Genomic DNA, 13,938 nt, shown 5'->3' with positions numbered 1-13,938 from the left:
TTATCCATGAAAAAACAATTTCAAAACTGGACTCTCTTTTTTATTGTAGGAATCATTGCGATAATTGCCGGATTGATTACTTCTGTTATTCTGATGAATGGATCGTCAGCTCCTGATGCATTATTCGGAATGTATATTCTGTTCAGCCTGATGCCCATATTGCTGGTGATTACTATAGACCGGATTCTCGTATGGAAATTCGGGAATAAAAACGTCAATAAAGTTCAGTTTTCAATACTGCTGTTGATCATACTTTTATGGATTATAAGATTTGTGGTGAATCTGATTATTTAAATTATTCCTATGAGAAAATTATTGCTATTCTGTATTATCATGATCTCTGCCGTATATTCCGCGCAGCCTTTTACCCTGAAATCTATAGGAGAAGCAAAGGAGTTCAGACTTACTCTTTATTATGGCGCACAGGGAAAAGGTGCATTTGTACAATATGCAGGTAAAAAAGAAATCATTCCTTTACAGGTAAAAAGTTTTAAAGTTGATACAGATGGGAGAAGTGATGGGCAGCCGGATATTGAGTATTACATTTGGAATGAAATGATTGACGGAAAAATAAATGGAGTATACGAGTTTGAAATCATGCATCATCAGGCTTCAAATATTAGCTATACACGAGCGAAAGACAACAGAAAGTTTAAGCTGGAAATGGTTGATGACGAAAAATATGACGGAAGCAGCAAATATCTCCTGCACGGTGCTTTGCTTGCCTTTAATCATTTTTATAACAATCACTTCACCATTGCTTATCCGGACGGTAAAAAAACGGCTGTTGAACTTCCTGCGCCAGATAAACCTTCGTTTGCGCGACAGAGTATTATAGCAGATTATAACTTTGATGGGTATGAGGATATTGCATTCTCTGTTCCTGATGACGGAATGGGTGTTTACAGGAATTTTGATATTTATCTGTATCGTCCGGGAAATAAACGCTTTGAAAAACTTAAAGAACCGGATTATTCCCGCTCAACCTGTTCGTGTCTATGCGATGTAACCATAGAAAAAGATAAAAAGCTTTTAAAAACCGGATGCCGGGGTGGAGCAAGATGGCATCAGGATATCTACCGTTTTGGTAAAAATGGAACTTTAGAATGGGTTGCCACGAAAGAACAGACAGAGGAATAATTCTTCTTTTAAATATGTGAAAATTCCTTTGAAATCATCATACTTAAGAATTTTATCAGTTATAACTCCTCATTTTCAGTGATAAAACCTCCGTTTTTTTACGGTATTTTTAATAATGTCTTTTGTGATTCAATTTTAGGTCTGATATTTGTACTGGGTAGCCAAACTAAATGGCCGATTTATTTATGAAAAACATATCTGTGAAAAAATCCTTTCTTTATGCATGTTTATGCGCAGTTTTCCTTGTTTCCTGTAAAAAAGAAATAGATAAAATAAGCGATACTTTTAAAGATACAGTGTCTGCTTCGGAGACGCCGGAGGCTGAAAAAGATTCTATAAAGAAAGATTCTGTTCCTGTCGTAAAGAAAGAATCTATTCCGCCTGCAATGCAGGAAAATGGTTTTTATAATGCTTTTGTTCTTCCAAAGGATCAAAAGATGCGTGATTCTATCTATGCCGAATACAGTAAGAAGTATAGCGTAGAAGAACGTACCGCTATTTTAGCTTTAAACAGACTGGATTCTAAAAGTAAATGGAACGCCGATACACTGGTGGTTCCTGCAAAAATAGATACAACATTAATGGCTTATTCACCATTCCCAATGCAGTTAGATGTATTGAGTGGCGTGAAGAAGTTCGTTATCTTCTCATATCCTATACAGGCTTTTGCAGTATATTCCAATGGAAGTCTTGTGAAATGGGGACCTACAAGTATGGGTAAAAAGGCAGCTCAGACCACAAGAGGGCTTACTTTTGCCAACTGGAAAAAGAAACTGGCAATTTCTACTGTGAGTACCGAATGGAAACTTCCTTATAATTTTAATATTCACAATATTGGAGGGATCGGATGGCATGAATATACACTTCCGGGATATCCTGCTTCACACTCGTGTCTTCGATTGTTGAGGAAAGATGCCCAATGGCTGTATTCCTATGCAGATACCTGGATTCTGAATCCTGGTGGTGCAACTACCAAGGCAAAAGGAACTGCGGTAATGGTATTCGGAGATTATAAATGGGGCGAAAGAAAGCCGTGGAGAAAACTTTTGGATGATCCTAATGCGAATAATATATCTGTTGAAGAACTTACAAAACTTCTGGAACCGGATGTTCCGAAAATGCTGAAAGAACAAAGCAACAGAGAAAAAGTAGCAGATTCTATCAAGACGGCAAAAGCAATGGCTACACCCGTTCAGAATGAAAAACCTGTAGAATCTCAGTCTAATTAATTTTCTTTTCAAACTGCAGAGTAGATTCTTCAGCAAACCTCCTCAGCTTAAGCATTTCATCTTTACCTTTATGCTGCCCGAATCTTGCAGCAATATAAGTAAGAAGAATAAAAAATAACATGATAAAAGAAGCGCTCAATGCCCAAGGGTATTCAGCGCTTTTTATTTGCTTCTCTACGTAATACATAGTGAAGAAGGTCATCCAGAGAATAGAAAAAGAAAAATACAGGAACATGAAGAATGTCCATACCGCAGAACTGGGGCCAAATACTCCACGTATTGCTGTATGCTCATCTTCCATTTCTACCCGTAAGGCAAGGCAGGGCTTCCAATAGTTGTCATATTCTGTTTTTATCCAGATGGTAGCAACTTCTTTATTGATATTACCTGAAAACTCATCTTTATGCTCTTCCATATATTTTTTCAGATTGTCAGCATACTCTTCTCTCGTAAGATGAGTAAACATTTTAAATCTGGGTCTGGTTCTTATCCTGTCTAATGTGGTCTCTTCGGTATTCATAATTTTATTCTTGATAAGGAATAGGATCTTCTAACGCGAAACTCAATGTCAGTTTTTGATTTTTCCTCTGAATAACCATGGTAATATTTCTTCCTTCATTAGATTTCATAAGCTCTACAATTTTTTCCAGGGTCATATTTGAAGTTTGATCTCCGTTGATGCTTAGAATTTTGTCATCCTTTTGCAAGCCTGCTTCATAAGCGGGAGAATCTTTTCTTACCCCTGCAATGGAGAAAATAGGTTTTAAACTGAACTTATACTGGATAGCATCTTTATAAACCTCAGTTGTTGACATGGTTGATTTTTGGGTTTCGATTTTTAATTTGTCTTCCTGCCATTCCAGCCCGTCCTGTTTGAAGTCCAGCCCGCTCATATTAAAGTGAAAAGGATCGTCAAAATATCTGTTTTTCCTCAAGTATAGCTTGTGGTTGGGATAATCAAAAATTACAGTAAATCTTCGTGTAATTTCGCTTCCCACAGAACCTTTTCTGCTATCCACCAATTTGACATGCTGGATAGAAAATTCATCTGGCATAGCAGTAAGAGGTTTTTCAAATTTAAAACTTCCAAGATAAAAATTATGAATTCGGCTTCTTTTCCCATAAATATCTCCGTTAAAGCCACGGCCAAGAAAATCATCAATATTGGGTCTGTTGTACACAAAATTTTTAATGAGGGTAGGGAATAACCAGATAGCATCACTGTTGCCAAGGTCGATCAGTAGTTTTGAATCTTTCTTTTCATTCGTCATCTCTATACCGGCATACAGATAAGGCTTGTCTTTTTCAATCGTGATTGGGAATTCTTCAAATCTTTTGGTTTTCTTTTTTAAAGGATCGAAGTTTTCATAAACCGTTATTTTCTTTGAGACATAATCTATGTAAATTGGATGGTCTTTGAAAAAATGATATCCAATAACTCCATTGACAGGAATGCCGACGTGAGGAGAAATATTAAATTCTTCATCAATAATGATATAAAGAGACATGGAAGTATTGACAATTTCATTTCCTATTTTACCCAAATTACGGTCAGATTTTAAGCCGTCAATACTTAAACTTCCTCCAAGACCGGAAAACTTGACTTTTTCAACATTGCTCAGTTTCAATTCTTTATTTTCCAGACTGAAAAGGATTGTCTCAGAAACTCCTGTATCCAGCAAAAAAGTAAGTTCTGCGCCGTTTACATTGATAGGAATAAAGATAAGATTGTTGATAAACTGAAAAGGAATCACCGCTTTTTTCGTATTAATCAACTCAAAAGAGTTCTGGGCATTTACAAAAATGCTAAGAAACAATCCCAGTAAAAGCAATTTAAATTTCATTTACTGAATTTACTGAAATTATCTATATGTTAATAAAAAAACATTCCAAAAGCTGGAATGTTTATATAAACTACAATGAAGTAGGTAAATTTGTTGAATTTATTTCAAATTGGATCTTGGTTATTTGGAAAAGAATTCCATCAGATCCATATAGTTTTTCTGATTGACGCCATGCCCGCTCATATATTCTCTGAACGTGAAATAACAGCTAAGATCATACAGAAGGTCAGCCGCTTTTCTTCCCCATTCAAGTGGAATCACCGCGTCATCAGAACCATGTGAAACGAAGAAACGAAGTCCTTCCAGTTTCTTTTTATCTTTTACAATACCATCCAGAATTTTATCTTCAGGATAACTGCTAAGACAGGCAACATAATTGAAAAGCTCAGGATGTTTTAAAGCCAAAGCATAGCACAGAATTCCTCCCTGGCTGAAACCGCAAAGATGAGTTTTACTTTCTGTAAGTCCATAATGGTTGATGATCTTAAGCATACTTTCCAATACAGCATTTAAAGATTCCTTTGCCTGAGGAACATCAATAAAGTTTTCGGGATCGTTGAAATTAATATCATACCAGGAATATCCTTCAAATTGAGTATCACGCGGAGCTCTGAAACTTACAATGATCCAATCAGTGGGAAGCGTTTCCCTGAAGCTGAAAAGATCCTGCTCGTTACTGCCGTAACCATGAAGCATAAAAAGAATAGGAGTATTGGATGTAATATTTTCCGGCTCTCTTACTAGATAATCTAAATTCATACAGCAAAGATAATTAAATTAGATTCAGAATCTTAACTTTTATTATTCACACAATGAACTTTGGGCGAATGATGCTTTATGTGTAATGATTGATTCTTTGGAGTGTGTTTTTGGACTTTATAGCTTGGTTTTTATTTTTGTTGATTTGATATTATTTGGAAATCTTTGTTAGAAAATTTTCATAAAAGTTATTTTTATATTAATAAAAAACTTATATTTGAAACATTAAAAAATCTATTTGGAGAAATGAAGCAATTTTACAATTCAAAAAGTTTACTTAGACTTTCTTTTTTATTCGTTTTATTATTTTCTGTAATTACCGTTGTCAATTCTTGTAAAAAAGATGACGATGAAGAATTTAAGGATCATGTGGTTCAATTCGAAGTGAAAACCACTACAGGAGGAAACATTATAAGTGTGGTAACACAGGTGGGCACAGCTCAGAATACCATATACAATACTCCGCAGTCACCAGTAACTTCACCGTGGACAAGTGGGGAATTCTTTGTGAACTCCAGCCAGGCACAATTAAATCTTGATGCTAACGCATCTATGCCGGATGATAATTCTGAATTAACGATCAATCTTTATATAGATGGAGAAGTTGCAAGAACTGTTAAGAAAAAAGGAAAAGGAGTATTAGTTGCTTCTATCGATTACAGTTTCTTAGAACCATAAAATAGTATAATACTTATATACAGAAACCGCTCTTAGAGCGGTTTTTTATTTTTCAATCAGTTGCTGCTGTACCGCAAGATTGATCAGTTCTGTTGAGTTCTTTGCCTGAAATTTCTGAAGCAGATTCTTACGGTGGGTATCTACAGTAAGCGGGCTCAGGAAAAGTTCTTCGGCAATTATATTACTTGTTTTTCCCTGTGCTACCATCTGCAGGATCTGTTTTTCCCTTTTGGTAAGGCGGGGAATGGGTAGATCATGTTGAGAAGGACGGCTGATAATCTGTTTGGTTTCATTGCAGAAAACAATATCTCCGGAAAGAGCCCCTTTGATGCATATTACAAGCTCATCAATAGAAGTGTTCTTGAGAAGATAACCACTTGCTCCGTTTTGTATAGACTGCATAATAATGCTCCGTTCAGAGCGGTTACTGAACATAATCACTGAAGTATTGGGAGATATTTTTTTTATTTCTCTGCAGAGTTCAGTGCCGTTGGCATCAGGTAGAGTAATATCAAGAAGAATAATATCAACTATTTCTGATTGTATAAAACTGATCGTTTCTGCGCCGGAAGTAAAACTTCCCGCTATATTAAAGAAAGGCTGGCTGTTCAGCATCATTCTAAGACCTTCAATGACAATAGGATGATCGTCTACGATGATGATATTTATTTTCTCATTCTCCATGGGTGTTGAGTTCTATATTAATGGTAGTTCCCTGATTATCTGAATGTATTTCCATTTTCCCTTTCAGGTAATTGACCCTGTTTTTCAGGTTGCGGAGTCCCATACTTTTGGTCGTGTTTTCAATATTTTTATCAAAACCTTTTCCGTTGTCTTCAATGGTAATCAGAAAATTTTCACCGGATTGCGAGCATTGAAATAATATGCTACTGGCTTCTGCATGTTTTACTGCATTGGCTAGTAATTCCTGTACAATTCTGTAAATATTAAGCTGAATATTTAAAGGTAATGCCTTACTGATATCAATAGCCTGAAAATCAATTTCGAGGTTTTTCCTGATGTAAAATTCGCACAAATCATGTAAAGCGGTTTCCAGTCCAAAATTAAGCAGTGATTCAGGCATAAGATTTCTTGCTACATGCCGGAGCTCACTCACAGAGTTGTCCAGCTGGCCTAAGATTTTATAAAATTCCTGATCTTTTTCGGGTTGCAGATGATTGGAAGACCATGTAGAAAAATTGATTTTAACGCCTGCCAGCATTCCACCCAGGCCATCATGAAGATCTCTTGCAATACGCTCTCTTTCCCGTTCTTCACCATCAAGAATGGCTTTGGTAAGAGATAGTTCTTCCTTTTGTTTAATGTCTTCTATTTTCTGCTCATTTATTTTTTTATTTTTCCTGAAAATGATGAAAAGAAAGCCCAGAAGGCTTAGTGCGAGTAATAAAAAAAGACTCATTCCCCATAAGTAAGAGTTCTTCTTGTTGACCTCCAGATCTTTTTGATTTTTTTCAGCATTTAAAGTCGCTATTTTTCTTTCCTTTTCAGCAGTATTGAACTTAGATTCGAGTTTGTTAATTTCAAGCTTTACATTCTCAGTGTTCAGGCTGTCGTTGAGTTTAGAATATTTCTGCTCCCATAGAAGTGCTTCTTTGGTATTTCCTGTTTCTTCATTGAGTAAAGAAAGCTGTTTATAAAACGTTTTCCTGTTGTTAAGATCAATGGCCAAGGACTTTTCCGCTAAAACATCTTCTAATGTGGTTTTAGCTTCGTTATACCTTTTAAGTTTCTTTAAAATATCAAACTTATTAAAATAAAACATCTGAGCCAGAAGATTCTGATTGAACTTTTTTGCATAAAAAATTCCTTTTTCTATAACCGGGAGAGCTTCTGCATTTTTTTGCCGGGTAATATAGAAAAGTGTTTTACTGTAATAATAGAAAGCATTAGATGAAGACTCAGGATAAGGACTAATGAGGTTTTCTGCTTTATGCAAAAACTTTTCAGCCTCATCTCCATTGGCCTGATAGCAGAAATTGTTGGCAGAATTGAGGTAAGTGAAAAATAATTCAGCGGACCCCAGATATTGTTTTTCAAGAATTTTCAATGCTTTATTATTGTAATCTTCTGACTTTTTAAACTGTGCATTATAAGTAAGGATCACCGCAAGCTGAGTATATAAGAAACCTAAATTTCTGCTGTTTTCATATTTTTCAACCAGAGGAATACTTTTCTCAAGCATGATTTTGACTAAAGGAATATATCCCTCTTTATCTTTTTGGGTAACTCCATAGCTGTACCAGGCCAATGCCTGAAAAAAATCGGATTCTTCATTTTTAAATTTAGATAAAGATTTGATAGCCTGCTGATAAGAAATACCCGCTTTCCTTTTGTTCCTGTCCAGGTTATATTGTCCCTCGTAATAATAATATTTTGCTGAAAAGAAAGGATTGTTTCGGGCCTGTATCTTCCCATTTTCAAGATATTTTTTACTCAAAATAGAATCACTGTTTCTATAATAATTAGATAAAAGAAAAAAAGCCGTTGCTTTTGACGTATCCGGAAGATTTCCCTTTGTAATACTTTGTAAGCTGCCTACATAAGATTTCTCATTAAGCGGAATGATTTGCTGGGATTGCAATTTAAAAAATAAGAATAGGCTTAGTAGGACAAGTAATCTCTTCATTATGGATCAATTCTAAAAAATATTTTTTTAAAAGCTCAATTTAATTAAAAATTTTAGCATAAAAAATACCTGAATTTAGGTAGAAAAAATTACTGGTTTTTTAGGATTGATAGAGATAAGTGATGCTCATAGCTTTGCAAATATCAAATCATTAATCATAGAATATTCAATATAGTAACTAAAATTTAAACAAAAAGATTATGAAAAAAATGAGAATGAATCAGCTGTTAAGAGGTGCATTGGTTGCAGTAATGGCGGCAATGCTTATAGGATTTACAGCTTCATGCAGTAAAGATGATGATGACAATAATGTGAATGGAGCAGGGAAAAGTCATAAAGTGGTTTTTAAAGCAATTGCTTCTTCGGGAAGTAATATAGATGTAGCGGCTTACGGAATTGATGGTAACCCTACAACCGCAACAAGCCTTAGCGGAACTACCTGGAGCAGTCCTGAAGTGACATCAGAGCCGGGCGCATACAGTGCCAATGTTGCAGTAAATGCTATCGGGCCGGACGCTTCTGCTACGTTGAAGGTTCAGATCTGGGTAGACGGAGAACTTAAGAAAGAAGGAACTTCCAGCGGACAGTATTTATCAGCTTCTACAAGCTATACATTTTAATATCAAATTTTTAGGACATAAAACAGGCGCTGAGATTCATCTCAGCGCCTGTTTTTATTTTTATGTGGTATTTAAGATTAGCCTACCTTAACAATAAAGTAGCTTTTCTTACCTTTTTGCAACAATAGAAATTTACCGTCAATAAGATCAGTTTCATTGGCTGTAAAAGTATCATTTACCTTTTGCTTGTTGACAGAGATTGAGTTTCCTTTGATCTCTCTTTGTGCTTCACTCTTAGACTTTAAGAATCCTGATTTTTCAGAAAGAAGATCTACAATATTCACTCCTAAAACATCAGCTTTTGCAATTTCTTTCTGAGGAACCCCGTCAAAAACTTCAAGGAATATTTCCTCATCAAGGCTTACCAGATCTTCAGCAGTAGAACGTCCGAAAAGAATCTCAGAAGCCTTCAAAGCCTTTTCATATTCTTCTCTTCCATGTACCCAAACTGTAATTTCTTCAGCTAATCTCTTTTGAAGTTTTCTTTCGTGCGGAGCCGTTTTGTGGTCTTCAATTAGAGCTTCAATCTCTTCTTTGCTTAAAAAAGTATAGAATTTAATAAATCTTTCAGCATCATCATCAGTAGCATTCAGCCAGAACTGGTAGAATTTGTAAGGAGATGTTTTCTTTTTATCAAGCCAATAGTTTTCCCCGCTTTCAGATTTCCCGAATTTGGAACCGTCAGCTTTTGTAATCAAAGGAACCGTTAATGCAAAGGCTTCTCCTTGAGCTTTTCTACGGATCAGTTCTGTTCCTGTAGTGATATTTCCCCACTGGTCAGAACCTCCCATTTGAAGCTTCACGTTGTTATTTTGATATAAATGAAGGAAATCATATCCCTGAATTAATTGATATGTAAATTCCGTGAAACTCATTCCGTCAACACCTGCGTCTCCGGAAAGTCTTTTCTTTACAGAATCTTTTGCCATCATGTAATTTACAGTGATGTTCTTACCAATATTTTTAGCAAAATCAAGGAAAGAAATGTTCTTCATCCAGTCATAGTTGTTCACCAATTCAGCTTTGTTAGGCTCATTTCCATCAAAATGTAAGAACTTTGAAAGCTGGTTTTTTAAACAGTCAACGTAGTGTAAAAGAGTGTCCTCATCCAAAAGATTTCTCTCAGCTGATTTCCCTGAAGGGTCACCTATCATTCCTGTAGCACCTCCTACCAAAGCAATTGGTTTGTGGCCATGCTGCTGGAAGTGAGCTAAAATTTTTATCTGGATAAGACTTCCGATATGTAAAGAATCGGCAGTAGGATCAAAACCAATATATGCAGTAGTTACCTCTTTATTCAGTTGTTCATCGGTTCCTGGCATCATATCGGCAAACAGACCACGCCATTTCAGTTCTTCTATAAAGGAATTCATTGATTGTTAACTTTAAAATTTTAAGAAGCAAAGATAGTAAATTCAGAAGGAAGAGAAAAAGGCGAAACAGTAAATAAGCAAAATCGTAAAATCCATAAAATGCTTTGATGGTAACCTCGCAAACAGGAGCAGATACGTTATCTTTCTCTTTTGCAATTGTGCTTCAAATATTCTATATTTGTTATTAATGAACGACGAACAGCTATTCCTGCTCATACAGAAGGCCAAGGATAAAGATCAGAAGGCCCAGACTAAACTCATAAATGTTTTTTGGGTGGATGTTTTCTCTTTTGTTATGAAAAAGGTAAGGGATGAAAATGATGCCGATGAAATTACCGTAAATGTTTTTTCAAAAGTATTATCGAAACTGGATATGTTTGATCCTCATTTTCAGTTTAAAACCTGGATACTCACTATTGCCCAGAATACAGTAATCGATTTTTGGAGAAAGAAGAACCGTGACAATGAAGATGCCGTTGAAAACTTAGATGAGGTTAAAAATCAATACGCAAAATCTCCTGAGGAACTTCTGATTTCTCAAGAAGAACAAAAGAAAATCATCAAAACCATAGAATCTCTGGATGCCAATTATCAGGATATTATCAAATTGAGATTTTTTGAAGAAAAGAGCATCAAAGAAATTGCTGAAGAGCTGGGAATCTCTGTTGCCAATACCAAAGTACGGGTAATGCGTGCCAAAAAAGTCTTAGCCGAACTCTTGAAGAATAATGAGTTTGATGATAATTAAACGTCAGATAAATTAATGGTATTCAATAGAAATAGGCTTTAGTCCGTTTACTAAAAATTCAAATTCAAAATTGGCTGAAGCCAAAACTTAAATTTCAAAGGCATTAATTTAGAAATAAACTTCTTCCTTTGTTTTCGGAAGAATAATTTTCCGTTGCTTTTCCTGATTTCTGTTTTGGAGATTGATCTTTAATCCTTTCTGAATATAAGTTTCCTTTAAAGATTTACCATGCTCAGCTGTATTTTCCACCTCTTTTGAATAGTTCAGCTGTCCTGTGGAAAGGTTGAAATCTACCTCTTTCCAATAATCTCCGGGTCTTCCGGAAGTAGTGGATGTACCGATTAATTCAAAATGTCCGTTTTGAAATCTATATTTGTCTGTAACGTCCCATTTCCAGCTGCTTCCGCCATTTTGAGAGATAATCAGAATTCCTTTTTCTATTTGAGTTTCTCGATAAGGATCACCCATCATACCTCCGGCACTGCTTTCCATAACGGCATTTCTTGATTTTTCAAGAACCGTCCATTGTCCACCGACTTTTTTCAGGATTTGTATTTCACGAATTTTTCCCAGCTCACCCTCATCTTTTGTGGTGTAGATCATTACTTTTTCAGGAATTTTATCACCATCAAGATCTCCGTCTACTGTTTCAAGCAGGGTAGAACCCGCTGGCTGAAATTGTTTTTGAGCAAGACAGAATGTTCCGGCTGCCATACATAAAAGAAATACTGTTTTTCTCATAAAGAATTTTGAAAACTTAAATGTACAATGAAATTTTGAATTATCAGTTTCATCAATATCTCTGGTTGATGGTTTCCATTAAAAAATCCTTAACTTTGAACTTCAATTTTAGAAATGGAAAATTCAGTTCAAGACACTACCGTTCAAAAACCAAAATGGATCCGCGTAAAACTTCCTACCGGAAAGAATTACAGAGAGCTGAGAACTTTGGTTGATAAATATAAATTAAATACAATCTGCCAAAGCGGAAGCTGCCCGAACATGGGAGAATGTTGGGGTGAAGGTACAGCAACTTTCATGATTTTAGGAAATATCTGTACTAGAAGCTGTGGATTCTGTGGCGTAAAAACAGGAAAACCGCTGGATGTAAATTGGGATGAACCTGAAAAAGTAGCAAGATCAATCAAATTAATGAAGATTAAACATGCCGTTCTTACTTCTGTAGACCGTGATGATCTGAAAGATATGGGATCTATTCTTTGGGGTGAAACAGTGAATGCTGTAAGAAGAATCTCTCCGGGAACAACGATGGAAACGCTGATTCCGGATTTCCAGGGACTTACAAAGCATCTTGACAGATTAGTAGATGTAGCTCCGGAAGTGATCTCTCACAACATGGAAACGGTAAAACGTCTGACCAGAGAAGTGAGAATCCAGGCAAAATATGAAAGAAGCCTTGAAGTATTAAGATATCTGAAAGAAGCCGGACAAAGAAGAACCAAAACAGGAGTAATGCTTGGATTAGGTGAAACTAAAGATGAGGTATTTCAGACGATCGAAGATATCAGAAACGCTAATGTAGATGTTATTACCCTTGGGCAATATCTGCAGCCAACTAAAAAGCATCTTCCAGTAAAAAAATTCATCACTCCTGAAGAATTTGATGAGTTTGGAGATTTTGCAAGAAGCTTAGGTTTCAGACACGTTGAAAGTTCTCCTCTTGTAAGAAGTTCTTACCACGCAGAAAAACATATTCATTAAAATATAAACCGTTCAGCAATGAGCGGTTTTTGTTTTTTTAGATGGCAGGTAGAAGAAAACAGGTAGAGGGTTATAGGGATTAGGGAGTGAAAGTATTCCATTTGTAATAACGACTTCCATCATTCCCCTCCCTTGGAGGGGTGGCAAAAATTCTTTGAATTTTTGACGGGGTGGTGTAGTAGTTATCTTCAATGATTTACATTGCATCATTTACCTCCTACTTATTACAAGCCGTCTCCTTAGTAATTACCCCAATCCGGCCATTAATTTCAATAGGTTTAAAATGTTTCTTCTTAAATTCGGAAGGCGTTTCTCCCGTATGTTGTTTGAATAACTTATTAAAGTAAGAAAGGCTTTCAAACCCTACCTGAAAACAAACTTCAGTCACCGAATAATCTTTCAACAGAAATATTTTAGCCTGATTGATTCTGTAATTATTAACGAAATCTGTAAAGGTCATATTGGTCTGCTTTTTAAAATAACGGCAAAAAGCAGGAGTACTCAGGCTTACAATTTTTGCAATTTCGTTGACGTTTGGTTTACTGTCATAATTTTCATGGATGTAGTCGTAGATGGTTCCCATTCTGATTTTATCATTCAGAAACCATTTGATTCTTGTATCTTCCTTATTGAGTTCCTTCACTTCTGTTGAATCGGCGAGAATTTGTAGAATTTCAATTAACCCTACCAACGATTCAAAAGAGTTTTTATCTTTAATGATCTGGAGTTTTTCAACCACTGTATTTTTAGTTTCTCCTGAGAATGACAGTCCAAGATATGACCGTTCCAAAAGAATTTTGATGTTCTTAAATTCCGGAACAGGAAGAATAATATCCTGAAGAAAGCTTTCCCGCATTTGCAATACAAGCTGTTGGCATTCTGTCTGAATACCATAATCAAAATTAAGATGAGGAACATTTGCCCCAATCAACAGAAGATCGCTGTTTGTAAAGCCTGAAATATCTTTTCCAACGTGCCGGATTCCATTTACTGCTTCTACATAGACCAGTTCAATTTCCGGATGATAATGCCAGAAAAAACAGTTTTTCAGAGAAGGGGCAAACAGTTTGAATGATTTCCCTTTTTCAAATTCAATAATTTCTTTCTGGATTTTCATTTTGTTCTCATTTGATTGTTTCTGAATATAAAATTACATAAAAAGGTTAATATGGAGCAAG

The 13,938-nt window shown here is 35.7% G+C and carries 15 protein-coding genes; 7 read left to right on the top strand and 8 right to left on the bottom strand.

The features are described 5' to 3' along the window. Positions 1 to 6 precede the first annotated feature (6 nt). The 3 genes from GFU89_RS22820 to GFU89_RS22810 all read left to right on the top strand — a co-directional run bounded on the left by GFU89_RS22820 (position 7) and on the right by GFU89_RS22810 (position 2,369). Positions 7 to 294, top strand: a complete 288-nt coding sequence (locus tag GFU89_RS22820; RefSeq protein WP_318849313.1) for a hypothetical protein — start codon at positions 7 to 9, stop codon at positions 292 to 294. 9 nt (positions 295 to 303) lie between these two features. Beyond that, positions 304 to 1,140: an XAC2610-related protein gene (locus GFU89_RS22815; protein WP_318849312.1), complete on the top strand. Its 837-nt coding sequence runs from the start codon at positions 304 to 306 to the stop codon at positions 1,138 to 1,140. Positions 1,141 to 1,340: 200 nt separating this feature from the next. Next, positions 1,341 to 2,369: a L,D-transpeptidase gene (locus GFU89_RS22810; RefSeq protein WP_318849311.1), complete on the top strand. Its 1,029-nt coding sequence runs from the start codon at positions 1,341 to 1,343 to the stop codon at positions 2,367 to 2,369. On the opposite strand, the gene GFU89_RS22805 is transcribed toward GFU89_RS22810, so the two are convergent. From GFU89_RS22805 to GFU89_RS22795, 3 genes are all read right to left on the bottom strand, one after another. Further along, positions 2,362 to 2,889, bottom strand: a complete 528-nt coding sequence (locus GFU89_RS22805; RefSeq protein ID WP_318849310.1) for a hypothetical protein — start codon at positions 2,887 to 2,889, stop codon at positions 2,362 to 2,364. The two genes, GFU89_RS22810 and GFU89_RS22805, sit on opposite strands and share 8 nt — an antisense overlap. A gap of 4 nt (positions 2,890 to 2,893) precedes the next feature. Next, complete coding sequence (locus GFU89_RS22800; protein ID WP_318849309.1) at positions 2,894 to 4,213, bottom strand: PDZ domain-containing protein; 1,320 nt, start codon at positions 4,211 to 4,213, stop codon at positions 2,894 to 2,896. Positions 4,214 to 4,333: 120 nt separating this feature from the next. Then, positions 4,334 to 4,972, bottom strand: coding sequence for an alpha/beta hydrolase (locus GFU89_RS22795; RefSeq protein ID WP_318849308.1), 639 nt, complete (start codon positions 4,970 to 4,972; stop codon positions 4,334 to 4,336). Positions 4,973 to 5,218: 246 nt separating this feature from the next. Here GFU89_RS22795 and GFU89_RS22790 point away from each other — a divergent pair, with 246 nt between their 5' ends. Continuing rightward, positions 5,219 to 5,650, top strand: coding sequence for a hypothetical protein (locus GFU89_RS22790; protein ID WP_223601703.1), 432 nt, complete (start codon positions 5,219 to 5,221; stop codon positions 5,648 to 5,650). A 45-nt stretch (positions 5,651 to 5,695) separates the two neighbouring features. On the opposite strand, the gene GFU89_RS22785 is transcribed toward GFU89_RS22790, so the two are convergent. Together GFU89_RS22785 and GFU89_RS22780 are read right to left on the bottom strand one after the other, a co-directional pair. Continuing rightward, positions 5,696 to 6,334: a response regulator transcription factor gene (locus GFU89_RS22785; RefSeq protein ID WP_318849307.1), complete on the bottom strand. Its 639-nt coding sequence runs from the start codon at positions 6,332 to 6,334 to the stop codon at positions 5,696 to 5,698. Next, on the bottom strand, positions 6,324 to 8,297 hold the full coding sequence (locus tag GFU89_RS22780) for an ATP-binding protein (RefSeq protein WP_318849306.1): 1,974 nt from the start codon (positions 8,295 to 8,297) through the stop codon (positions 6,324 to 6,326). The genes GFU89_RS22785 and GFU89_RS22780 overlap by 11 nt, the downstream gene beginning before the upstream one ends. Positions 8,298 to 8,497: 200 nt before the next feature. Between GFU89_RS22780 and GFU89_RS22775 the strand changes: the two genes are divergently transcribed. After that, entirely contained in the window at positions 8,498 to 8,917 is a 420-nt protein-coding gene (locus GFU89_RS22775) for a hypothetical protein (protein WP_318849305.1), read from the top strand. Between the two features lie 77 nt (positions 8,918 to 8,994). On the opposite strand, the gene tyrS is transcribed toward GFU89_RS22775, so the two are convergent. After that, complete coding sequence (gene tyrS / locus GFU89_RS22770) at positions 8,995 to 10,290, bottom strand: tyrosine--tRNA ligase (RefSeq protein WP_318849304.1); 1,296 nt, start codon at positions 10,288 to 10,290, stop codon at positions 8,995 to 8,997. A gap of 187 nt (positions 10,291 to 10,477) precedes the next feature. Here tyrS and GFU89_RS22765 point away from each other — a divergent pair, with 187 nt between their 5' ends. Beyond that, positions 10,478 to 11,038, top strand: a complete 561-nt coding sequence (locus tag GFU89_RS22765; protein WP_318849303.1) for a sigma-70 family RNA polymerase sigma factor — start codon at positions 10,478 to 10,480, stop codon at positions 11,036 to 11,038. A gap of 108 nt (positions 11,039 to 11,146) precedes the next feature. Here GFU89_RS22765 and GFU89_RS22760 read toward each other — a convergent pair whose 3' ends face one another. Then, positions 11,147 to 11,779, bottom strand: a complete 633-nt coding sequence (locus GFU89_RS22760; protein ID WP_318849302.1) for a hypothetical protein — start codon at positions 11,777 to 11,779, stop codon at positions 11,147 to 11,149. 114 nt (positions 11,780 to 11,893) lie between these two features. On the opposite strand from GFU89_RS22760, the gene lipA reads away from it, so the two are divergent. Further along, positions 11,894 to 12,760, top strand: a complete 867-nt coding sequence (gene lipA / locus GFU89_RS22755; RefSeq protein ID WP_034692098.1) for a lipoyl synthase — start codon at positions 11,894 to 11,896, stop codon at positions 12,758 to 12,760. 217 nt (positions 12,761 to 12,977) lie between these two features. On the opposite strand, the gene GFU89_RS22750 is transcribed toward lipA, so the two are convergent. Next, positions 12,978 to 13,877 (bottom strand): AraC family transcriptional regulator, encoded by a 900-nt coding sequence (locus GFU89_RS22750; RefSeq protein ID WP_318849301.1) that lies wholly within the window; start codon positions 13,875 to 13,877, stop codon positions 12,978 to 12,980. Positions 13,878 to 13,938: the final 61 nt, after the last annotated feature.

This window comes from Chryseobacterium sp. JV558 (genome assembly GCF_033712365.1).
Classification (GTDB): domain Bacteria; phylum Bacteroidota; class Bacteroidia; order Flavobacteriales; family Weeksellaceae; genus Chryseobacterium.
The sequence above is the reverse complement of the archived record's forward strand: the minus strand, read 5'-3'. Positions and strand labels throughout refer to the sequence as shown.